Source organism: Amycolatopsis orientalis DSM 43388 (assembly GCF_000411975.1).
Classification (GTDB): Bacteria; Actinomycetota; Actinomycetes; order Mycobacteriales; family Pseudonocardiaceae; genus Amycolatopsis; species Amycolatopsis orientalis_D.
This window is the reverse complement of sequence record NZ_ASXG01000103.1, coordinates 1-21,270: the sequence shown is the minus strand read 5'-3', so window position 1 is coordinate 21,270 and position 21,270 is coordinate 1. Positions and strand designations below refer to the sequence as shown.

General features: G+C 69.3%; 23 protein-coding genes and 1 pseudogene. 10 read left to right on the top strand and 14 right to left on the bottom strand.

Going from position 1 to position 21,270, the window contains the following annotated elements:
- Positions 1-20: 20 nt before the first annotated feature.
- A complete protein-coding gene (locus L942_RS20240) occupies positions 21-1,160 on the bottom strand; it encodes an epoxide hydrolase family protein (protein ID WP_037362648.1) in 1,140 nt (379 codons plus the stop codon).
- A gap of 60 nt (positions 1,161-1,220) precedes the next feature.
- Between L942_RS20240 and L942_RS20235 the strand changes: the two genes are divergently transcribed.
- Complete coding sequence (locus L942_RS20235; RefSeq protein ID WP_037362646.1) at positions 1,221-2,177, top strand: helix-turn-helix transcriptional regulator; 957 nt, start codon at positions 1,221-1,223, stop codon at positions 2,175-2,177.
- 1 nt (position 2,178) lies between these two features.
- On the opposite strand, the gene L942_RS20230 is transcribed toward L942_RS20235, so the two are convergent.
- Positions 2,179-2,805: a response regulator gene (locus L942_RS20230; protein WP_037362644.1), complete on the bottom strand. Its 627-nt coding sequence runs from the start codon at positions 2,803-2,805 to the stop codon at positions 2,179-2,181.
- A 61-nt stretch (positions 2,806-2,866) separates the two neighbouring features.
- Positions 2,867-3,694: an excalibur calcium-binding domain-containing protein gene (locus L942_RS20225; RefSeq protein WP_037362642.1), complete on the bottom strand. Its 828-nt coding sequence runs from the start codon at positions 3,692-3,694 to the stop codon at positions 2,867-2,869.
- A 203-nt stretch (positions 3,695-3,897) separates the two neighbouring features.
- Between L942_RS20225 and L942_RS20220 the strand changes: the two genes are divergently transcribed.
- Entirely contained in the window at positions 3,898-5,325 is a 1,428-nt protein-coding gene (locus L942_RS20220; protein WP_235079270.1) for a 3'-5' exonuclease, read from the top strand.
- On the opposite strand, the gene L942_RS20215 is transcribed toward L942_RS20220, so the two are convergent.
- The gene (locus L942_RS20215; RefSeq protein WP_037362640.1) at positions 5,314-5,634 is read right to left on the bottom strand and encodes a nucleotide pyrophosphohydrolase; all 321 of its coding nucleotides are present in this window, start codon (positions 5,632-5,634) and stop codon (positions 5,314-5,316) included. The two genes, L942_RS20220 and L942_RS20215, sit on opposite strands and share 12 nt — an antisense overlap.
- A 108-nt stretch (positions 5,635-5,742) precedes the next feature.
- Between L942_RS20215 and L942_RS20210 the strand changes: the two genes are divergently transcribed.
- Positions 5,743-6,609: a hypothetical protein gene (locus L942_RS20210; protein ID WP_200862868.1), complete on the top strand. Its 867-nt coding sequence runs from the start codon at positions 5,743-5,745 to the stop codon at positions 6,607-6,609.
- Here L942_RS20210 and L942_RS20205 read toward each other — a convergent pair.
- The 4 genes from L942_RS20205 to L942_RS20195 form a co-directional block, all read right to left on the bottom strand.
- Entirely contained in the window at positions 6,606-8,159 is a 1,554-nt protein-coding gene (locus L942_RS20205; protein ID WP_037362637.1) for a hypothetical protein, read from the bottom strand. The two genes, L942_RS20210 and L942_RS20205, sit on opposite strands and share 4 nt — an antisense overlap.
- A 34-nt stretch (positions 8,160-8,193) precedes the next feature.
- Complete coding sequence (locus L942_RS44945) at positions 8,194-8,343, bottom strand: hypothetical protein (protein ID WP_200862867.1); 150 nt, start codon at positions 8,341-8,343, stop codon at positions 8,194-8,196.
- A 161-nt stretch (positions 8,344-8,504) separates the two neighbouring features.
- Positions 8,505-9,440, bottom strand: coding sequence for a type I pantothenate kinase (gene coaA / locus L942_RS20200; RefSeq protein ID WP_037362635.1), 936 nt, complete (start codon positions 9,438-9,440; stop codon positions 8,505-8,507).
- Positions 9,441-9,573: 133 nt separating this feature from the next.
- Positions 9,574-10,197, bottom strand: a complete 624-nt coding sequence (locus tag L942_RS20195) for a macro domain-containing protein (protein WP_037362633.1) — start codon at positions 10,195-10,197, stop codon at positions 9,574-9,576.
- 98 nt (positions 10,198-10,295) lie between these two features.
- Between L942_RS20195 and pheA the strand changes: the two genes are divergently transcribed.
- The 3 genes from pheA to L942_RS20180 all read left to right on the top strand — a co-directional run bounded on the left by pheA (position 10,296) and on the right by L942_RS20180 (position 12,670).
- The gene (gene pheA, locus L942_RS20190) at positions 10,296-11,201 is read left to right on the top strand and encodes a prephenate dehydratase (protein WP_037362676.1); all 906 of its coding nucleotides are present in this window, start codon (positions 10,296-10,298) and stop codon (positions 11,199-11,201) included.
- Positions 11,198-11,815 carry a histidine phosphatase family protein gene (locus L942_RS20185; RefSeq protein ID WP_037362632.1) on the top strand — a complete coding sequence of 206 codons (618 nt, stop codon included), beginning with the start codon at positions 11,198-11,200 and terminating at the stop codon, positions 11,813-11,815. The genes pheA and L942_RS20185 overlap by 4 nt, the downstream gene beginning before the upstream one ends.
- 189 nt (positions 11,816-12,004) lie before the next feature.
- Positions 12,005-12,670 carry a DUF4232 domain-containing protein gene (locus tag L942_RS20180; RefSeq protein WP_037362674.1) on the top strand — a complete coding sequence of 222 codons (666 nt, stop codon included), beginning with the start codon at positions 12,005-12,007 and terminating at the stop codon, positions 12,668-12,670.
- A 22-nt stretch (positions 12,671-12,692) separates the two neighbouring features.
- Here L942_RS20180 and L942_RS20175 read toward each other — a convergent pair whose 3' ends face one another.
- From L942_RS20175 to L942_RS20160, 4 genes are all read right to left on the bottom strand, one after another.
- Positions 12,693-13,151, bottom strand: a complete 459-nt coding sequence (locus tag L942_RS20175; RefSeq protein ID WP_037362631.1) for a hypothetical protein — start codon at positions 13,149-13,151, stop codon at positions 12,693-12,695.
- Positions 13,152-13,208: 57 nt separating this feature from the next.
- Complete coding sequence (locus L942_RS20170; protein ID WP_037362629.1) at positions 13,209-14,450, bottom strand: MFS transporter; 1,242 nt, start codon at positions 14,448-14,450, stop codon at positions 13,209-13,211.
- A gap of 163 nt (positions 14,451-14,613) precedes the next feature.
- Entirely contained in the window at positions 14,614-14,964 is a 351-nt protein-coding gene (locus L942_RS20165) for a metallopeptidase family protein (protein ID WP_037362627.1), read from the bottom strand.
- A gap of 3 nt (positions 14,965-14,967) precedes the next feature.
- On the bottom strand, positions 14,968-15,951 hold the full coding sequence (locus L942_RS20160; RefSeq protein ID WP_037362626.1) for a septum formation family protein: 984 nt from the start codon (positions 15,949-15,951) through the stop codon (positions 14,968-14,970).
- A 97-nt stretch (positions 15,952-16,048) separates the two neighbouring features.
- Between L942_RS20160 and L942_RS20155 the strand changes: the two genes are divergently transcribed.
- From L942_RS20155 to L942_RS20140, 4 genes are read left to right on the top strand one after another with little or no spacing between them, the layout of a single operon-like run.
- Complete coding sequence (locus L942_RS20155; protein WP_106964952.1) at positions 16,049-16,660, top strand: hypothetical protein; 612 nt, start codon at positions 16,049-16,051, stop codon at positions 16,658-16,660.
- On the top strand, positions 16,661-17,827 hold the full coding sequence (locus L942_RS20150; RefSeq protein ID WP_037362624.1) for a glutathionylspermidine synthase family protein: 1,167 nt from the start codon (positions 16,661-16,663) through the stop codon (positions 17,825-17,827).
- A 54-nt stretch (positions 17,828-17,881) separates the two neighbouring features.
- Positions 17,882-18,334 carry a DUF350 domain-containing protein gene (locus L942_RS20145; protein ID WP_037362623.1) on the top strand — a complete coding sequence of 151 codons (453 nt, stop codon included), beginning with the start codon at positions 17,882-17,884 and terminating at the stop codon, positions 18,332-18,334.
- 37 nt (positions 18,335-18,371) lie between these two features.
- The gene (locus L942_RS20140; protein WP_037362621.1) at positions 18,372-19,286 is read left to right on the top strand and encodes a haloalkane dehalogenase; all 915 of its coding nucleotides are present in this window, start codon (positions 18,372-18,374) and stop codon (positions 19,284-19,286) included.
- A 270-nt stretch (positions 19,287-19,556) separates the two neighbouring features.
- Here the strand turns inward: L942_RS20140 and L942_RS46190 are convergent.
- Both L942_RS46190 and L942_RS20135 read right to left on the bottom strand, forming a co-directional pair.
- Positions 19,557-19,871, bottom strand: a pseudogene (locus tag L942_RS46190) (DUF4240 domain-containing protein); the annotation flags it as partial.
- A gap of 49 nt (positions 19,872-19,920) precedes the next feature.
- The gene (locus tag L942_RS20135) at positions 19,921-21,201 is read right to left on the bottom strand and encodes an aspartate aminotransferase family protein (protein WP_037362620.1); all 1,281 of its coding nucleotides are present in this window, start codon (positions 21,199-21,201) and stop codon (positions 19,921-19,923) included.
- Positions 21,202-21,270: the final 69 nt, after the last annotated feature.

Sequence of the window (21,270 nt, the reverse complement as noted above, 5' to 3'; positions counted from 1 at the left end):
GGGTGCGGATTCGGCAGAGGTCAGTCGCGGTTAGCGAAGAAAGCGCGAATATCGCCGGCGAGGAGATCGGGGCGTTCCATCGCGGCGAAGTGCCCGCCTTCCTCGAAGCGGCTCCAGTGCACGATGTTCGTGTTGTCGCGTTCGGCGAAAGTCTTGATGGTCTGGAAGTCGTCCTTGAACACCGCGACTCCGGTGCGCGCGTCGCTCACCCGGGGTTCGGCCTGTGCGCGGGCGTTCTCCAGGTAGCTGCGGCTCATCCCGGAAGCGGCGTTGGCGAACCAGTTCACGCTCACCTCCAGCAGGATCGTTTCCAGTGGTACGAGGGAGGTTCCGTTGCCGAAGGAGTTGAACAGCTCGCTGTAGGCGAGTAATCCGATCGGGGAGTCACTGAGGCCGACGGAAACCGTCTGCGGGCGCGAGGCGTTCATCGTGTTGTAGCCACCGACTGATTGAAACCATTGCATGTGCGCGAGACCGGCGTGGTCGGCCGGGTCGAGGCGTTCGAATTCGGCTGGGTCGCCGGACGGGAACGAGAACAGCTGCAGGACGTGCAGGCCGAGGAAACCGTCCGGGTTCAGCAGGCCGAGTTCCCTGGCGACCATCGCCCCGTTGTCCGAGCCGTGGATTCCGTAGCTCTCGTACCCGAGGCCGCGCATCAGCCGGTCGTACGCGGCGGCGACGCGGGCGACTGTCCAGCCGGATTCGGCGAGGGGCTGGGAGAAGCCGTAGCCGGGTGCGTCGGGGATGACGACGTCGAAGGCGTCCTCGGCGCGGCCGCCGTGAGCGACCGGGTCGACGAGGCGGTCGATCAGGTCCAGGTAGTCGACCGACGAGCCGGGGTAGGTGTGCGCGAGCAGCAGCGGCGTCGCGCCGGGGTGGGCGGAGCGGACGTGGACGAAGTGGAACGTCTGGCCGTCGATCTCGGCGGTGAAGTGCGGAAAGGAGTTGATCCGAGCTTCGGCGGCGCGCCAGTCGAACGCGCGCCACGCTTCGAGCGCGGTCCGGAGGTAGGCGTTGGGCGTGCCGGCGTCCCAGTCGTCGGTCGGCGACGGCTGCGGCAGGCGGGTGCGGGCGAGGCGGTCGTGCAGGTCCGCGAGTTCGGCGTCGGTGATCTCGACGGTGAAGGGGCGGAGGGAGAGGGAAACGGTTGCGTTCGTCATGAGAAGAACACTAGGAGGCTATTAGGTAGGATCAGTTCCTAGTAGAAGAGGGAGTTTCGAATGGCCGATCCGACGGCGCGGTTGCTGGCGCTGCTCGCCCTCCTCCAGACCGCCGCTGGGCGGAGCGGCAGGGAGCTGTCCGAGCGCTTGGGCGTCTCGGCCCGGACCATCCGCAACGACGTCGAACGGCTGCGTGACCTGGGCTATCCCGTCGAGGCGACGCGCGGGAACGTCGGCGGCTACCGGCTCGGCTCGGGCGGAAAACTGCCGCCGCTCCTGCTGGACGACGAGGAAGCGGTCGCGGTCACCGTCGGGCTGCGGGCCGCGGCGGGCATCTCCGGGATCGAAGAAGCCGGCACGCGGGCGCTCGCGAAGCTCGAACAGGTGCTGCCGTCGAGGCTGCGTCCGACGGTCGACGCGCTGCGCTCGACGATCGACCGCGGGCCGGAGAACACCGGCACCGACGCGCCCGATCCGGAGGTCGACGGTGCCGTGCTGCAGGAGGTCGCGCGGGCGATCCGGCACGTCGAATGGCTCCGGTTCGATTACGCGGACGAGCTGCGGCTGGTCGAGCCGTACCGGCTGCTCAGCTGGCAACGGCGGTGGTACCTGGTCGCCCGCGATCCGCGGGACGGCACCTGGGCGACCTACCGCGTCGACCTGATGCAGCCGCGGATGCCGACCCGTCGCCGGTTCGAGCCGAATCCCTTGCCTGGCGGGGATTACACCGCCTTCGCGATGCGCACGATCGCGGCCAGTGGCTGGATCGTGCACGCACGCCTGCGCATCGACGCCCCGGCGGAGAAGGTGCTGGCCCGGATCAATCCGACGGTCGGCGTCGTCGAACCCCTTGACGACCACCAGTGCGTGCTCGTCACCGGCGCGGACAGTTTGGACACCGTGGCTGTCTACATTGGAATGTTGATGATGGACTTCACCGTCGAATCGCCGCCGGAGCTGATCCCGCGGCTGCGGTTGCTGTCCGAACGCTACGCACGCGCCGTCGCGGGCAGCTGATTCACTTGCCGCGCCGGGCGATCCACGCCGCGGCCTGCGTACGGCGCTGCATGCCGAGCTTCGCGAGCACCGACGTCACATAGTTCTTCACCGTCTTCTCGGCGAGGAAAAGCCGTTCGGCGATCTCGCGGTTCGACAATCCCTGCCCGATCAGCTCCAGGACGTCGCGTTCGCGGTCGGTGAGAGTGGCCAGCTCGTCGGTCGGCGGATGGCGCAGCTTGTTGAGCACGCGAGCGGTGCTGACCGGGTCGAGCAGCGACCGGCCGGCGGCGACTTCGCGCACCGCGTTCACGACGTCCTGGCCGCGCACCTGCTTGAGCAAATAGCCCGACGCACCCGCCATGATCGCGCCGACCATGGCTTCCTCGTCGTCGAACGCGGTGAGCATGAGGCAGGCCGGCGGATTCGGCTTGGACCGCAGCTCGCGGCACAACGTGATGCCGTCGCCGTCCCCGAGCCGCACATCCACGACCGCGACGTCCGGCTCGACGTGCATGGCCACCGCGAGCGCCTCTTCGACACTCCCGGCCTCGGCGACCACCTCCAGGTCGGCCTCGTCGCTGAGCAGGTCGCGCAGGCCCCGCCGGACGAGTTCGTGGTCGTCTACGAGCAGCACCTGGATCGGCATATCTCCAGGTTACGGGCCGTGGGTCGGTCCGTCTGCCGGTGGTGCCGCACGACACCAGGTGTTACCGCTCGCAGGCGATCCCGTCGCCGTCGCGGTCCAGGCCGGGACGGTAGCCCGGTTGGCCGCGATAGAGCGGCGTCACATGAGCGGCTTTCGCGGCCGCACAGTTCTTGTAGTACACCCCGCTCGGCTGTTGAGGTTCCGGCGCGTCCTCGACCGGCGGCGGGGCGGCTTGTTCGGATGTGCGCTGGGCGGGCGGCGGGGCAGGCGTTTCCCTCTGCGGTGTCGGAGTGGGAGTCGGCACTGGCGTCGGTGCGGTGATCACGCCTTTGCAGGGAGCCGCCCACAATCCGGTCGCAGCTTGCTGGGCCGTATTCGCCGCGTTGCGCAGTGAATCGGAGATCGCATTGCCAGCCAGCCGGGCGTATCCGGCCGAGAGCGCCGCAGTCGCGTAATCGGTGCCGTCGCTCAACACCAACGCGACGCCGTCGGTGGTGTCCGTGGTGATCTTCACCGCCGCGCCGGAGAGCTTGTTGTCGGCCCAAACCGCCGTCTCATTCGCGTAGCAGTTGTTTCCGGTCGCCACTTCGAGACCGAGGATGTGCACGGTGCGGTGGCTCCCGTCGGAACCAGCCAGTTCGACATTGGCGGCGTCGGTGATCTTGTCCACGGTGTAGGTCACCGGTGCCGGGGTGACCGAGGTGGTCGCCGGGGTCGTGACCGGCGGCGGAGCGACCGGTGCGGCTACCGGCGCCGGTGCCGGCGTCGGCGCGGGCTTTCCGAACACCGCACCCAGAACGAAAAGAACCGCGAAGACGCTGAGCACGACCGTCAGCCACGTCGGGAATTTCAGCTTCGGGCGCGACGTCGGCGCGGGTGTGGAGGGCATTCGGAATTCCTGTTCCTGAGGCGGGTGCAGAATGGTGTTCGCCCCAGCGGCGGCAAGTGTTACGCGCTGGGGAGCCCAGATTGTCGAGAGCGAAGAAGACGTCACGGATCTGTCACAAAGACAGCATTTTCCGTTCCGGGCGTGACGATTCGCGAGCTTCCCGCGATGGTCAGGGGAACCGTTCAGGAGAAAGTGCATCCACGATGGCCGAGCTGATCGAACGACTGTCCCTGTCCTCCGCCGGACAGGTTCCCGCGAGCGGCACGGAATTCACCGCGCTCGACGTGAAGACGACCGGACTGCACACCGGTCGCGTCCTGGAGGTCGCCGCGATCCGGTTCCGCGGGGACGGGACGTTCCTCGGCGAGTTCGCGACGGTCGTCGCCGCGGACGCGAACCGGCGCAATCCGCACCGCATCACCGCGGCGGAATTGGCTGACGCGCCGGCCTTGGGAGACGTCCTCGGCCGGTTGTTCGACCTGTGCCAGGGCGCGGTTGTCGTGGCGCACGACCTGTCCTCGGTGGCAGGCCTCCTCTCCGAGATCGGCCAGTTAGGCGTCCGGCTGCCCCGGCTTCCGGGGATCTCGCTCCAGGACGCGGCGCGGGCGGCGCTGCCGTTGCCCAACTACCGGCTCGCCGCCATCGCCCGGGCCTTCGGCATCGAGGACTTCCCCGGCTACCTCGCCGAACCGGCCGCCCGGGCGTGCGCGCACGCGATGATCGCGCTCATCGGTACGCATGGGCTGCGGTTGGCGCAGCCAGTGCGTTTTCCGGAACTGCCGCGGTACGCGAGCGGGGCGGCAGCCGTGCGCCGGGCGGTGGCGGGTGCGGAGAAGGGCTGGATGGCCGAGGCGGTCGACCGGGCTTTCGCGGGTGCCGACGGCCCGGTCGCACGGGCTTACCTCGATCTGCTCGCCGAAGCGGTCGGCGACCAATTCCTGACGGACGAGGAGGTCTGGGCGCTCGCCGACCTGGCGACCGAAGCCGGGATGACCGAGGCCGAGGTGCATCAGCTGCACGCCGGCTTCGTCGCTGAGCTGCGCCGGGTCGTGGAGGCGGACGGGGTGGTGACATCCACCGAGTACCGCGAACTACGGCAGGTCGCGGACGCACTCGGGGCGCTGGAAGGGGTGGTGGACCTCCAGGTCACCACCAACGGCACCAAGCCGACGAGGGTCCTGGTGCTCGGGACGACGGCGGAGGCGGACCAGCTGCGGGCGCGGGTGCTCTCGGCAGGCTTCCAGCTCGCGAAGAACCTCACGGGTTCGGTCACGCATCTCGCCTACGACTCGGGGGTGCGCGAGTCCGAACCGCGGCTTTCCCGGGCGCTCGAACTCGGTGCGCACGTCGCGCGGCTCGACGACGCTCTGGTGCTGCTGGGGTTCGCTCCGGCCCCGCAGCCGAAGCAGCAGGAAACCCCGGTCAAGAAAATCCCGGTCAGCAGCAACCGGCTTGCCGGGCGGGTGCTGATGGGAATCGGGCTGGTCCTGATGGTCCTCACGGTCGCCGCGATGTTCGGCGGTGCCGGGCTGGGGCCGGGGATCGTGCTGGCCGTTCTCGCGGTCGGCGCCCTGGTCGGCGGCTGGTATCTCGACGAGACGAAGCGGGTCGCGGCCGGGTCAGCGGGGTAGCGGAGGGAACCTCTTCTCGTTCCGGTCCACCTTCGCGTTCGCCGCCTCCAGCAGATCGATTCCCAGCACATCGGCCAGCCGGACCAGGTACAGCATCACGTCGGCGATTTCGTCCTGGACGTTGAACTCCTGTTCCGGGTCGGCGCGCCAGTTCGCGGCTTCCTCCGGGGTCAGCCACTGGAACAGCGAGATCAGCTCGCCTACCTCGCCGGACAGGGCCATCGTCAGGTTTTTCGGGGTGTGGAACGGTTCCCAGTCCCGGGCGGCGGCGAAGTCGCGGAGGCGCTGGGTGAGGTCGGCTAAAGTCACCGGACTTGATTATCACGCGCGGTGCTCACCTGGGGTGTCCGGGTTGGGCCGAAAAGAGTACGCCGTTGGCCCACACGCCGGTTACCGGCCATACGGCAGACTGTTCGCGTGAGCGTCCCCGACCCGGTCGAGTACACCGCCAAAATCGGTGCGGTTCTCGACACTGTGCGGCGGCTGCTCGACTCCGGCAGCCGCGCTGACCTCGCGCCGCTCGCCCGGCGGGCGGTGGACGACATCGTGGCCATGCTCGAGCAGCACGGCGATCTCACCGGGGATCTGCAGGTGCGGCTCGACCAGGCGGTCGCGTTGTACGCGCGGGCTTGTGCGGCTCGGCCGCCGGATCCGGAGCAGCTCGCGGACTGGGTGCTGGAGGCGGCGTTCAGCGGGCGCGCGATCGCGGTGGCTGATTTCGCGACGGCACTCGGGAACGCCGGGCTCGCGCGGATGAAGTCTATTGTGGACGAATTGTTGCGCGGGAAATCCGAGGACAAGCTCGCGGTCGCGGAACGGCTGCAGGAGGAAATCGCGGAGGCCAGCGGGGATGTCGACGGGCTGGTCGCCATTCTCGCCGCCAAGCCGCCGCGGGTGGACGTCAGTCTCAAGATCGTCCGGGTGCTGCGGGCGGCCGGGCGGCACAGCGAGGCGATCGCTTACGCGGCGCGGGTGTTGACCCCGCAGCGGCCGGAGAAACCACAGCGGGCAGAGAAACCACAGCGGCCGGACAAGCCGGAGCAGAAGGAAGAAGAGTCCATTTCGGAGTACCGCGAGCGGATCGAGCAGTTGATCGCGCGGAAAGAAGCCAGCGCATACCGGGAAGCGGCGCAGTGCCTCAAAAAACTGCGCACCCTGCACAAGCAAGCGGGCACGGCGGAGGAGTTCACCGGCTACGTCGCCGAGCTGGTGAACGTCCACCGCCGCAAAACCCGGTTGCTCGCGGAGCTCCGGTCGGCCCGGATCGCGCTTCCGAAGGGCTAGAGCTCGGCCAGTGCGGCGCGGTAGGCGTCCAGGTCGTAGTCCAGCTGGTCCTCTTCCTCGGTCTCGGTCAGCTGTCCTTCGAGGACGGACACCAAGCGGTCGAGAACGTCGGCGCGGGAAAGGTCCTGCCGCAGCAGGTTTTGCGCGGCGGTCCACACCTCGGCGGGCTCGTTGTCCCACAGCTGGTCCACAATGGACGTCTCAAGGGCGAGGCGGAGACCGTCCGCGCCGTCGAATTCTTCCGCGGCCAGCGATTCGTGGTACTCCGGGTGCGCGCCGATCACCAGCAGCCGGCGCTGTTCCGGGTCGCCCGGGTCGAGGTCGGCCAGTTCCTCGTCACCGATCACTGTGGACAGTTCGGGCACCGCGAACCGGCGGCGGGCCACCACTTCCAGGGCTTCCTCGGCCGATTCGGTGCCGTCGAGGTAGTCGCTGAAGTCCTCTTCCTCGTCGTCGTCCGAGAGGTATTCGCCGAGGTATTCGGTGACCTCTTCGAGCAGTGCGGCCGTGGCGACTTCGGACAGTCCGGCGCGAGCCGCGGCCCAGCCGGCCCAGGACAGCACGACCGGCGCGACCGCGTCCTCGTCTTCCAGCTCGTATTCGCCCTCCAGCAAGGATTCGAGGAACCGCGCCAGCTTTTCCGGACCCACCCGCAGCGGGTTCGCCGGTTCTGCCCGGCAGCCGTGGTCCACCAGCAGGTCGGCGATTTCGCGGGCGGCGTCGGCGTCCGGCAGGTTGGTGTCGGCGAGGAACTGGGCGACGGCGGCCTCGCGCTGCTCAGCGCTCCACTCGGCCACCGGCGGGACCTCGGAAGCCTCCGGCAGCGAACGCGCCCAGGTCAGCGCGATGGCGTGGAACCGGGTGTAGTCCTCGCCGATGTCCGGCTCGTCCAGCGCGTCCGTGGCGGCGATCCCGGACACCAGCAGGCGATGCGCGTCCGCGGGCTCGACCTTTTCCAGCACGACCAGCTCGCCGTCTTCCTCGACCTGGGCGCGCATTTCGGCGAGCACCTCGTGCGGCTCCTCGATGACCACCAGGTCGCGCACCCGGCCGCCCTCGGTGAAGTCCAGCAGCGCGAGCAGGCCGAGCGAGTGGTCGCCGCGGGAAAAGACGCACAGCAACGACGATTCGTCGCCGTAGACATCCCCGGTGCGCCAGCATTCGCCGACGCTGACCTGTCCGACCTCGGCGGCCCACTCCGGCTCCGGGATGCCCCGGCCGAGCACGACGGCGAGCGCCTCGGCCGCCGCCGAACGCTCCTCTTCGGACTCGGCCAGCACTTTCAGCGCGGCCAGCAGCGCTGCCGCACCGGGGGTGATCTTGCGCTGGGCGAAGGCGATCAGCTCGAGTCCGAGCTGGCTTTCCGGTTCGTCCTCCACGACGACGTCCCGCCACTGCCCGACGACCTCGGAACCGAGCAGCTCGATGTCGAACGGACTGGGCTCGGCCGCGACCGCGGAGAAGTCCCGCAGCACGTCCTTGAACAGACCGTTGACGCTGGGGGCGGTGGGTAGGGAACTCTTCTTGCGCGCGCGGCTCACCGGACTCATGCCGCACATCTTGCCTAAGCCCGAAGGCGTGGCCTCAGCTGGTCGGCTCCGCCGTGCCGCGGGCCTTCAGACGCCGTTCGCGCAGCGCGTCGTCGAAGTCGACGACGAACGCCCCGGCGGCCATCGCGACCAGCAGCGTCAATCCCAATACCGCGCCGACCCAGGTCAGGACGATAGCGAACATCGTGGCCTCCTTCGCAGGTCAAGTGCGACATCCTGCTGCTTTCAGGGTCGCTGGAGACCGGGGCCGCGGGTATCGGCCAAGTGGTTACGAAGACTCCGGCCGATCGGTCAATTACCCGGCCGTTGTGCCGAGCGGGACTTCAGAGGCGCGTGTGGGTGAATTCAGAGCTTGCGCAACCGAACGCGGTTGATGGCGTGGTCGGCGTCCTTGCGGAGCACGAGAGTCGCACGCGGACGGGTCGGCTTGATGTTCTCCATCAGGTTCGGCTCGTTGATGGTGTGCCAGAGGTGGCGCGCCTCTTCGCGGGCCTCGTCGTCGGGCAGGCCGGCGAAGTGGTGGAAGTGCGAGGCGGGGTCGGCGAACGCGGTGTGCCGCAGTTTCAGGAACCGCTCGACATACCAGTGCTCGATGTCGTCGATGTGCGCGTCGACGTAAATCGAGAAATCGAACAGGTCCGAGACGGTCAGGCTCGGGCCGGGCTGCAGGACGTTCAGCCCCTCGAGGATGAGGATGTCCGGCCGTTCCACGACCTGCTCCTCGTCCGGGAGGATGTCGTAGGCCAGGTGCGAGTACACCGGCGCGGACACCCGCTCGGCGCCGGATTTCACCTCGGTGACGAACCTCAGCAGGGCGCGCCGGTCGTAGCTTTCCGGGAAACCCTTGCGGTGCATGATCCCGCGCCGGGTCAGTTCCGCGCGGGAGTAGAGGAACCCGTCGGTCGTCACGAGGTCGACGCGCGGGTGGTCGGGCCAGCGGGCGAGCAGAGTGCGCAGGATGCGGGCGGTGGTCGATTTGCCGACCGCGACGCTGCCCGCGATGCCGATCACGAACGGAGCTTTGGTGTTGCGGCAGTCCTCGCCGAGAAATGTCGTGGTGGCCTCGTACAGTTGCTGCCGGGCCTTCACCTGGAGATTGATCAGCCGCGAAAGCGGCAGGTACACGTCGGCGACCTCGGCGAGATCGATTTGCTCCCCGAGCCCGCGGAGCCGGACCAGCTCGTCCGCGGTCAGCGGCAGCGGAGTGGAGCTGCGCAGCTCCCGCCACTGTTCCCGATGCAGCTCTACGTAAGGGCTGAGTTCACGGACCCGTGTGGGCATCGCACACTCCTCGGCCGTCGCCTGCGCTGGCTCCGTCTGCGCTACTTCCGTAACGCCGTATCAACGGTAGGGCTTACCGCGCGTGAACGCGCTGTGATGTGATGCACGCACCCCGGGCCGGGGCGGTTTTCGATCACCGATGGTGACCGTTGGCTCCGAAAACTTCCTGCCACGCGGCGGCGACCTGGCGGGCGCAGGCGGCCGGGGCCACGCCGCCGACTCCGGTGCCGAGCCCGGGCATCGCGATGGTCCGCACCGCCGAGGCGACCGGGCCGGAATCCAGCTGCCCGCGCTGCCATTGCAGGAACACCGCGCGCGCCGCGAGATACGGGTGGACGGTGTCGGCGGGCAGCCGTTCGCCGGGCTCGCGCATGGTCGGCGCGCTGATCAGCCACGCCGGTTCGGACTCGCCGGTCGGGACGATCACCGACTCGCCGATCGGCAGCTCACCGCCGTACGAAGCCAGCACGGCGCTGCGCACGCTCTGCTCGATGCCGGGGAACGCTCGTGCGTAGACCGCGTCGATTCCGCCGCGCATCCAGCCGTAGGAGTTGGCCGGGCTGACCACCGCCTGCGCGGCGATGTCGAGCACCGAACCGCGGTGCACCCGGACGGAGCCGCCGAAGTCCGCCACGGCGGAGGTCCACGCCGCGGCGAGCGGTTCATCGACGGCGCACAGCACCAATTCCGGCGTTCGGGGAGAACCCGGCAAACCGGCTTCTCCGTGCCCGGCGTGTGTGCCTGAGTCGGCGGTCACCGTTCCAGCATGGCAAAAAACGCCACCCGGCGTAACCGGTTTTGCCACCGGCTGTCCGAGTGAAAAGCGCCACGCGCGCGGTCGCTAGCCTGACCTTCGTGTTGCGGATCGCGTATTTCGGCCCTCAGGGCACGTTCACCGAGCAGGCCGCCCGCGCGCTCGCGCCGGGCGAGGACCTGACCCCCTACGAGACCGTCCGGCTGGCGCTGCAGGCCGTCCGCGACGATGCCGCGGACGCCGCGTGCGTGCCGATCGAGAACTCCGTCGAGGGCGTCGTGCCCGCGACGCTCGACGGGCTCAGCGACGGCGATCCGCTCGTCGCCACGGCCGAGACGATCCTGCCCATCCACTTCAGCGTGCTCAAACGGCCGGGCAGCGGCGAAATCCGCACCGTCGCGAGCCATCCGCACGCGCTCGCCCAGGTGCGCGAGTGGCTGGAGCAGAATCTGCCGGACGCCACCCCGGTCGCCTCGTCGTCCACCGCGGCGGCGGCGGTCGGCGTGGTCGAGGGCGAGTTCGACGCCGCGGTCTCCGCGCCGGTCGCGATCGAGCACTACCCGCTGGAGGAGCTGGCGACCGGCGTCGCCGACGTCCGCGACGCGCAGACCCGGTTCCTGATGGTGCGCCGTCCCGGCGAACTGCCCGCGCCCACCGGCGCCGACCGCACGTCGATCGTCGCGGCCGCGGTCAACCGCACCGGAACGCTGTCCGACCTGCTGGTGGAGCTGGCCGGGCGAGGAATCAACCTGACCCGGATCGACGCCCGGCCGACCCGCAACAACTTCGGCGAGTACCGGTTCTTCATCGACTTCGAGGGGCACGTCGCCGAACCCCGGATCATCGACGCGATGACCGCTCTGCGCCGCCGTTGTCACCTGCGCTTCCTCGGTTCGCATCCGCGCGCGGACCAGGTCGCGGCCACCATCGAGGAGGGCGCGGGCAACCAGGACTTCCTCGACGCGCAGGCGTGGGTCGACGCGGTCCTGAAGGGAGAGGGCGCGTGAGGTTGCTGCTGGTCCGGCACGGACAGACCGAAGGCAACGTCCGCCGTGCGCTGGACACCGCGTTGCCCGGTCCGCCGCTGACCGAACTCGGTCGCGAGCAGGCTGCCGCCCTCGCCGAACAGCTGAAATCCGAGCCGATCGTGGCGGTCTACGCGTCGGAAGCGGTGCGTGCGCAGCAGACCGCGGCCCCGCTGGCCGAGACGTTCGGGTTCGAGGCCCAGGTGATCGAGGGCGTCAAGGAGGTCGACGCCGGCGACCTCGAGGGCAAGACCGATCTGGACTCGATCGGCGTCTACCTGCGCGTGGTGAAGGCGTGGACGGAAGGCGACCTGGACGTCGCGATCCCCGGCGGAGAGACTGGTGCGCAGGTGCGCGACCGGATGGTCGGCGCGGCCGCTGAGCTGCGGGCCAAGCACGAGGAGACCTCGCCGGACGGAGTGGTCGTGCTGGTCAGCCACGGCGGCGCGATCCGGCTCGCCGGGGAGTGGCTGGCCTCGAACGTGCCCGCCGAATTGGCGAACGAGGCGTTGATCCCGAACACGAAGTTCGTCGAGCTGGAAGCGACGGAGAGCGGGTGGTGCTGCCTCCGCTGGGTGGACACACGGCTCTCGTGAGCGGCGAAGCCGGTCAGAACCGGCTTTGCCGCTCACGAGGGCTTGCTCACTCGTGCGGGGAAACGCTGCGTGAAGGCGGTGCCGGTGGGGAACTCACCGGATGCGGAGCAACCCCGTCCGGACCTGGCACGTCCTCCGGATGAAGGTTTCACCCAGATCGGCGTTCACCAGCACAGCGAGGCGAGTGAGATGGCAAACACGAAGAAACCGTGGATTTCCCTGGTCTTCCTGTCCGCAGTGGGCGCGTCGGGGGCGCTGCTGCTTTCCGCGTGCGGCCAGGGCGCACCCGCCGCGAGCGGGCCGGCGAGTTCGGACACCCCGTCGAGCAGCCCGATGTCGTCGGCCTCGTCCGCCGCGTCGTCCGCTCCTTCTTCCGCGTCGTCCGCGCCGAGCGGCGGCACGGCTCCGGCCGAGAAGCCGCCCGCCGACAACGGCCTGTGCAAGGCCGGCGACGTGTCCCTGTCGCTGGGCGGCGGGGACGCCGGCGCGGGCTCGCAGTACCGGTCGCTGCTGATCAAGAACACCAGCGGCAAACCGTGCACCATCCAGGGCTTCCCCGGCGTGTCCTACGTCGGCGGCGAGAACGGGGCCCAGATCGGCCCGGCCGCCGAGCGCGACGGCGCCAAGGGGGCGCCGGTGAAGCTGGCTCCCGGCCAGACCGCCGCCGCCGACCTGCAGTTCGCGCAGGTGCGCAACTTCGATCCGAGCGTCTGCAAGCCGACGCCGGTCAAGGGCCTGCGCGTGTACCTGCCGCAGGAGACCGCGTCGAAGTTCGTGCCGCTCGACGGCACCGGCTGCGCGGGCACGAACATCCCGGGCAAGCAGCTCGGCGTGAAGACGGTGCACAAGGCCTGACCGGTCGCTCCGCGCGTGGGGTTCAGCCTCGCGCGCAGAGCTGTTCCGCCTGGACCACGGCGGCCTGCCCGTCGCGGTTGTCGAAGCGGCTGCTGAGCACCATCTTGTTCACCGCGTCGAGTGCTTTGGCCAGCGGCTGGTAGTTGCCGTCGAAGGTGGCCGCCGCCTTGGCCAGCTCCATGGCGCCGGTGACGCGGTGCACCGAGTCGTCCGACATTCGGGTGAACTGCGCCGCGTCGACGCCTCCGGTGGTGTCCGGGATGTGCCCGGCGCGAGCGAACGCGGCGCAGGCGGCCGCGGCGTCGACATTCGCTCCGACGCGCTGTCCGGACAGTCCCCACAACAGCCCGAGGACGCACCCGCCGAGCACGAAGCCGGCGACCGCGGCGAGCACGAGCGGCCGGCGGGAGGCCGGAGGCGGCGGTTCAGGCTCGGTGTCGCGGTCGTCGTCCGGCGGCGGCGGGGTGTCGAGCGCGGTCATCACGTACCTCCGGGCAGCCGGGGTGAGGTGCTATTTCAGCACCAAAACCGCGCCGGATCACTGCTGCGAACGGACTCCGTCGCCGGTCGAGGCCGTTTTGTCATCGAGCGGGTGCCCGCGCAGCGCGAACAGTGCGTACGCGGTCACGAACAGCAGCAGAACGCCGGACGCGGCGAAGGTGTCGCCCGCCGAACCGAGCAGCTTCGTGAGCCATCCGCCGAGCAGCGCGCCGAGCGGAATCGCGCCCCAGACGACGGTGCGCCAGACGCCGAGCACGCGGCCGAGCAGTTCGCCCGGCACGAGCGTGTGGCGCGCGGTCGCGAGCACGACGTTCACCGCCACCACCGCCGCCGCGAACACGCCGAACAGCACCGCGGACACCACCGGCTGGCGGATGAAGCCCATGCCGCCGAAGCCGAGCGCACAGAACAACACCCCGCCGACCAGGACCGGCCGCCGTCCGATGCGCCGGACCAGCCGCGGCGTCAACCCGGCCCCGAGCAGGCCGCCAGCTCCGCCGACGAACGCGAAAGCACCGAAGGTGGCGTCGGACAAATGCAGGTCTTCCAGCGCGTACAGCACCAGCTGCGCTTGGGCCAGCTCGCTGGTCAGGCTGAGCAAACCGGCGATCGCCAGCAGCCGCAGCAGCAGCGAATGCCGCCGCAGCCAACGGAAGCCGTCCGCGAAATCCGCCCGGATGTGCGACTTGGTTTCCTGCCGCGGCCGATAGCTGCCCGCCATGCCCAGCAGCACGGCGGCGCCGACCGCGAACCCGACCGACGAGAGCAGGAACGGGAAGACGGCGAACATCGCGAAGGTGGCGCTGCCGACCGGACCGCCGAGGAACGTCTGGCCGACGATCTCGCACGCCTGCAGCTTGCTGTTCGCGCTCTCCAGCCGGTCCGCTTCGACCAGCGCGGGCGGGAGCACGTTCGCCGCGCTCTCCGCGACCGTCTCCGCGATCCCCACGAGCAGGGACGCGACGTAGATCGTCCAGATCTGCACCGAACCGAACGCGAGCAGCGCGGTGACCGCGGCGACCACCAGCGCACGCATCGCGTTCGCGGCGACCATCGCCTTCTTGCGGTCGATCCGGTCGACCAGCGTGCCGGCCGGGATGGCGAACAGCAGCCACGGCAGGAACTGGACCGCCGACAGCGCGGCGATCTCCACCGGGTCGCGCGTCAGCGTGGTGGCCAGCAGCGGGAAGGCGACCTTGGCGATGCCGTCGGCGAGGTTCGACGTGCCGCTCGAGGCGAGCAGCCAGCGCAGCCGGCTGTCCGTCTGACGATGCGACACAAACCACCTCACGAGGAAAGAAAACGCCCTGGTGAGGCCAGTCTAGGTAGATCGGAGGCGTTGTGTGACGCTTTGGTGACCTTCGGTGGTTTCCGCGGTTGCGGCGAGGTGTGGAGCAGAGAACAGCACCCGGGCGTCGCGGGCGGGGCGGGTTTCGCCGGGGTCAGCCCCAGCCGAGTTCGTGCAGCCGCTCGTCGTCGATGCCGAAATGGTGGCCGAGTTCGTGCAGCACGGTGATCAGCACTTCCTCGACGACGTCGTCCTCGGTGTCGCAGATGTCGAGGATCGGCTCGCGGTAGATCGAGATCCGGTCCGGCAGCGCCCCGCTGTAGTGGCTGGTGCGCTCGGTGAGCGCGATGCCGTGGTAGAGCCCGAGGATGTCCGGCGCTTCCTCGTTGAAGTCCTCGACCAGCACCACGACGTTGTCCATCGCCGCGGCGAACTCGGCGGGCACCTGGTCGAGCGCGTCGGAGACGAGTTCCTCGAACCGCGCCTGGCTCATCTCGACGGGCACGGCTCAGTTGCCCCCACCGGAGCCGGAGCTGGGCGGCGGGCTCTGCGGCTGGCTGGACGACCCGGAAGAGCCGCCCTTCACGCTGCCGGTGACCGCCTGGAACCCGCTGCCGTCCTGCAGCGTGGCCGCGACCTTGCAGTTGACCTTCGTGGACCCGGCGTCCCAGCTCTCCTGCTCGCGCGAGTCCCAGCCCAGCGTGAGCTTCTTCGCCGACAGGTCGGCGTTGCCGGTGTAGTCCTTCGCGGCCTTGTTGCACTCGGTGTCGAGCCAGGACTTCTGGTCGTCCAGCTTCGGGTAGCCGTCCTTGAAGTGCGAGGCGAGGTCGAGCGTCGCGATGATCTCGTACGAGTGCGGCTTGCCGCAGTCGACCGGGTCGCCGACGCCCTTGCCGACCAGCGCGAGGCAGGTGCCCGGGGCCCACACCATCGACTGGTCCTGGGTCTTCGCCGCGCCGGTGGTGGGCTGCAGGGTGCCGCCCGGACCGGCGAACTGCAGGCCGCAGCGCAGCTGGCGGTCGCCCTGGGCCCACTGCGCCGAGGTGGGCCGCAGCAGGTTGGTGGTGAGCTTGCCGTACGGGTCGAGCGGGTGGCCCAGATACGGCCGCACGTCGGCGTTGCACTGCTGCTGCGCGATGTCCTGCCACTGGTCGAGGCTCGGGAACGGAGCCTGCTGCGGGTACTTCGCGCCGATGTCGACCACGCTGGTCACCTCGAACAGGTGCGACTGCGTGCACGGCACCTGGTGCGCGTCCGAGGCGTCCTTGGCGTTCCAGGTCAGGCAGGTGCCCGGCGGCGAGTGGAACGCCTGCTGGGCGGCCTCGCTGAGCTTGCCCTCCCCGCCGCCCGCGCCTCCGGCGAGCGTGTCGGTCCAGGAGAAGGCGACGCTCAAGGCCAGCGCGATGACCGCACCGAAGAACACCCCGGCCATCACCACGCGGGTGGTCAGGGTCTGCATACGCGAAGGGAACCGCTCCGAGCGTTGAGACATCGATACCCATGATGCCCGCGCCGCATGAACCGCGCGTGTGCCGGGTCGATTAGGGTGGAACGCGGGGTTTGCAGTGCTGGGGGATTACGGAGCGCACATGACGCAAGACGACAACAGCGGCGTGCAGCCGCCCGAGGAGCCGAAGAAGCCGGGCTCGATGCGTTTCCAGGACGCGAACACGCAGCCGCGGCAGCCCTCGGTGGCCGAACAGCGGGCCCGCAAGCAGGCCCTCGCCGACCAGGAACGCGAACGGCAGGCGGCCGTCGCGGCACGGGAGGCGGCGGACGCGAAGGCGGCCACGAAACGCAAGATCCTGATCGGCAGCGGCGTCACCGTCGGTCTGGTCGGGTTGGTCGCGACGTTCTACACGATCGCCAAGCCCAAGGAAGTCACCGCGGTCTGCACCACGTCTGACGGGGTCATCCAGGACGACCGGTACTGCGACGAGAGCTACGCGGTATCCCACGGCGGGCACTACAGCGGCGGGTTCTGGTTCATCCCGCTCCCGGGCGGCGGATACTCCCAGTACCACTACAACTACGGCGGCACCGGCAACGTCGGCCAGCGCGTGTCCGGCGGCACGTACACGGCTCCGTCGGGCAACACCAACGTTTCGACCAAGTCGGGAACCAGCATCCAGCGCGGCGGCTTCGGCATCAGCGGCAAGAGCGGCACCTCCGGCGGGACCGGCAAGAGCGGAGGCTCGTAGATGTATCGGGACCGGCGGGAACCGCGCCGCGACTGGCAGCGGATCGTCGAGGAGCAGGGCCTGGTCTACGGCACCCCGGCGCGCGACGGCACCGGCAAGCCCCGGCCGTACTGGGACGAGTCGGTGCACTACGTCTTCGACATGGACGAGGTGCTCTCGCTCGAGGCGGACGTCGAACTGCTGCATTCGATGTGCCTGGAAGCGGTCGACAACGTCGTGACCACCGAGCAGTACCAGCGCTTCGGCATCCCGGAATGGGTGTGGCCGCACATCGCGGAGTCGTGGAAGCGCCAGGACCCGCACGTCTACGGCCGCTTCGACCTGCGCTACGACGGCAAATCGCCGGCCAAGCTGCTGGAGTACAACGCGGACACGCCGACCACGCTGCTGGAGGCGTCGCTGCTGCAGTGGCACTGGAAGACCGACGTCTTCCCGGAAGACGACCAGTGGAACTCCATCCACGAGAAGCTGGTCGAGCGGTGGGCGGAGATCGGCGGGAAGCTGCCGTCGAACGAACTCCATTTCACCTGGTCGGCGGCCGATCCGAGCGGCGAGGACCACGTGACCACGGCGTACCTGCAGGAGACCGCGGCCGAGGCCGGGCTCGACACGGTCGGGCTCGCGATCGAGGAGATCGGCTGGGACCCGGTGCTCAAGCGGTTCGTCGACCTCGCCGAGGCGCAGATGTCCACGGTGGTGAAGCTGTACCCGTGGGAATGGGTGGTCGACGAGGAGTTCGGCAAGTTCGCGGTGGAGACCATGCCGCGCACGCTGTGGGTCGAACCGCTGTGGAAGATGCTGCTGTCGAACAAGACGCTGCTCGCGGTGCTGTGGGAGAACTACCCCGGGCACCCGAACCTGCTGCCCGCGTTCGCCGACGACCCCGGTCTGCTCACCGAGTACGTGCGCAAGCCGAAGCTCGGCCGCGAGGGCGCGAACGTGCAGATCGTGGCGACCGGGTACGAGACGCAGACGGACGGCGTCTACGGCGCGGAAGGCTACGTCTACCAGGCGTTCGACCCGCTGCCGGAGTTCGACGGATACCGGCCCGCGCTCGGCGCGTGGATCGTCGGGGACTCGTCGGCGGGACTCGGGATCCGCGAGACCAGCGGACTGGTCACCGACGACGGCGCGGCGTTTGTGCCGCATCGCATCCCGGAGTCGTGATACAACCCTGGATGTCCGATTCCACCGGCTGAATTGGCCATCCAGGGAGACCCCGTGACCACGACGCTCGCGCTGCCCGCCACGTTCGGTTCCGACCTCGTGCGCGGCATCGGCGCGATCCTGCTGTACGGCATCGTCGGCCTGCTGCTGATGTTCGCCGGCTTCTACGCGATCGACTTCACCACGCCGGGCAAGCTGTCGAAACTGGTCACCCGCGGGCTGCCGAACGCGGTGATCGTGACCGCGTCCGGGCTGTTGTCGATGGCGTTCATCGTGGTCGTGGCGATCTACAGCTCGGCGAGCGACCTGACCGCCGGGCTGATCACGTCGCTGGTCTACGGCCTGCTCGGGATCATCGTGCAGGTGCTGGCGGTGCGGCTGCTGGAGTGGGCGACCCGGATCGACGTCGGGTCCACGATCGAGAGCGAGAAGTTCGCGCCGGCGAGCATCGTCGTCGCGGCGGCGCACCTCGGGCTCGGGCTGGTCGTCGCGGTAGCGATTTCGTAGCGTTCGCGCACTGCCGCGCGGTCCCGTTCCCACTAACGTGGGAACCGTGCGACTCCTCAGGACGCCGGAAGACCGGTTCGCGGACCTGCCCGATTTCGCCTTCGAACCTTCCTACACCGACCTGTCCGACCCGGACGGCGGGCTGATCAGAGTCGGCTACGTCGAAGCGGGACCGGCGGACGGGCCGCCCGTTCTGCTGCTCCACGGGGAGCCGAGCTGGTCGTTCCTCTACCGGAAGATGCTTCCGGTGCTCGCTGATGCCGGATTGCGGGCGATCGCGCCGGACCTGGTCGGGTTCGGCCGGTCGGACAAGCCCGCGGAGATCGCCGACCACAGCTACGCGCGGCACGTCGAGTGGATGCGCCGGTTTTCGTTCGACGTGCTCGGGCTCGAAGGGGTGACGCTGGTCGGGCAGGACTGGGGCGGCCTGATCGGGCTGCGGCTGGTGGCGGAGAACCCGGGCCGGTTCGCGGGAGTAGTGGCGGCCAACACCGGGTTGCCGACCGGGGACGTGGACATGCCGCCGGTGTGGCACAAGTTCCGGGAAGCGGTCGAGGGCGCGCAGATCCTGGACGTCGGACGGTGTGTGCAGGCTGGCTGCCAAGCACCGCTGCCGGAAGAGGTCCGGGCGGCTTACGACGCGCCGTTCCCGAACGAGATGTACAAGGCCGGACCGCGGGCGATGCCCGGGTTGGTGCCGACGCGGCCGGACGATCCGGCGGCGGAGGCCAATCGCGAGGCTTGGGCGACGTTGACTGAGCTGGACGTGCCGTTCTTGTGCGCGTTCTCGGACGGCGACCCGATCACCGGAGCGATGGGGCCGATTCTGCGGCGGTCGATGCGCGGCGCGGCTGGTCTGGACCACCCGACGGTGGCTGGCGCCGGGCACTTCCTGCAGGAGGACGCGGGGGAGACGCTCGCCGAGCACGTGGCGAGGTTTGTGCGGCAGTGACTCACTGCTATGCGGGACGGGTTCCCGCGCAGCAGTGCCGGGCCACGGGATCAGGACAGTCAGGCCGCGGCCAGCCGAGGCAGCCTGCGCCGCATCTCGTCGGCGTCCTCGTAATCGAACTCCCAGCCACGGTCCAGCGGCGGGTACCGGATGGTGAACGAGTCCGAGGGAAGCTCCTCGCCGGTCGCGTCGAGGTGCGCGCTCGAGGCGACGCCCAGTGCGGCTTCGCATTGCAGTTCTTCGCCGTCTGCCGCGGCCTCGCGCCGCGGGCAACTCGGCCAATTCGTCCGGGGCGGCCACGATCCGCTCGAACACTTCCCGGCCTTGCCGGACCAGCCAGCCGCGGAAGTAGTCGAAGCCGTCGTCGGAGCAGCCGCTGTTGACCAGGTAGGCGGCTGCCCACAGCGGCGCGCGGCAGGAGTCGGCCAGCAGGTCCCAGACGATCTGCTGGGCGGTCACGATCTCCTCCCGCGGCCGCGCGGAGAGCAAAGCGCGGGCTTGTTCGGCTACGTCGTAGCTGTCTTTCCGGGCGGAGGCTTGGCCGCGTGCCTCGTCGATCAGGGCCCAGAACTGGTCGGTGTTCACGAGCACGGATCTTCGCACCGGGGTACGACAAAACCGCGGGGCCGAGCGGTCAGGACAGTGCGGCCAGCGAGTCGAGGAGGATCTGCAGGCCTTCGGCGGCTTCGGCTTCGGTGAGGGTCATCGGCGGGCCGATGCGCAGGACGTTTTTGTGCAGGCCGCCCTTTCCGATGAGCAGGCCGCGTTTTTTGGTTTCTTCCAGCATTTGCTTGGCGGCCGCGGTGTTCGGCGTCGTGGTGCCGGGTTCGACGAGTTCCACACCGATCATCAGGCCCTTGCCGCGCACCTCCCCGACGAACGGGCTGCTCGCCGCGCGCAGGCCGCGCATCAGCTGGTCGCCGCGGGCTTTGCAGTTCGCTTGCAGGTCGTGGTCGTCGATGTAGTCCAGGACGGCCAGCGCGCCTTGCATGGACACCGGGTTGCCGCCGAAGGTGGAGAACGATTCCGCCCGGAAGCAGTCCATGATGTCCCCGCGAGCGACCACGCCGCCCACTGCCAGGCCGTTTCCGAGGCCCTTGGCGAAGGTCATCATGTCCGGCGTCACGTCGTGCGCCTGGATGCCCCAGTAGTGGTCGCCGGTGCGGCCCCAGCCGGTCTGGACCTCGTCGGAGATGAAGAGGATGCCGTGGTCGTCCAGGACTTCCTTCATCGCCTTGAACAGGCCGTCCGGCGGGGAGCTGAAGCCGCCGACGCCCTGGATCGGCTCCGCGATCAGGCAGGCGACGTCGCCCGCGGTGGCGGTTTCCAGGAGTTCCACCAGGTCGGCCACGCAGGCGTCGATGTAGGCGGCGTCCGGCAGGTCGCGGAAGGGGCTGCGGTAGCGGTAGCCGCCGTGGACGTAGTTGACCTTGATCGGGCTCAGCGACGACGCGGACCAGCCGCGGTTGCCGGTGATCGCGACCGTGCCGAACGAGCGGCCGTGGTAGGAGTTCCGCATCGCCAGCACCTGGTTGCTGCGCCGGTACTGGGTGGCGAGCATCAGCGCGGTGTCGTTGGCCTCGCTGCCGGAGTTGGTGAAGAACACCTTGGCGTCCGGGATGCCGGAGCGCTGCGCGATCCGTTCCGCGAGCTCCACCTGCGAGCGGATCAGGTACAGCGTCGAGGTGTGCAGGACGCCGGTGTCCAGCTGCTTGCGGACGGCGTCGCTGATCGCGGGAACGTCGTAACCCATCGCGTTGGTGAGCACGCCGGCGAAGAAATCGAGGTAGGTGCGGCCGTTGGCGTCGGTGAGGCGGCGATCCTGCGCGTGCACGATTTCGATCGGCTCGTCGTACAGCAGGGACATCCAGGACGGGAGCACCGCGCGGTGGCGCGCGAGCAGGTCGTCGGTCATGTGAGTTCCCTAAGGTTGAGGTTGTTCGGGGCAAAAGCCCTGGATGCCCAGGACGATGGGGTGTGGCTG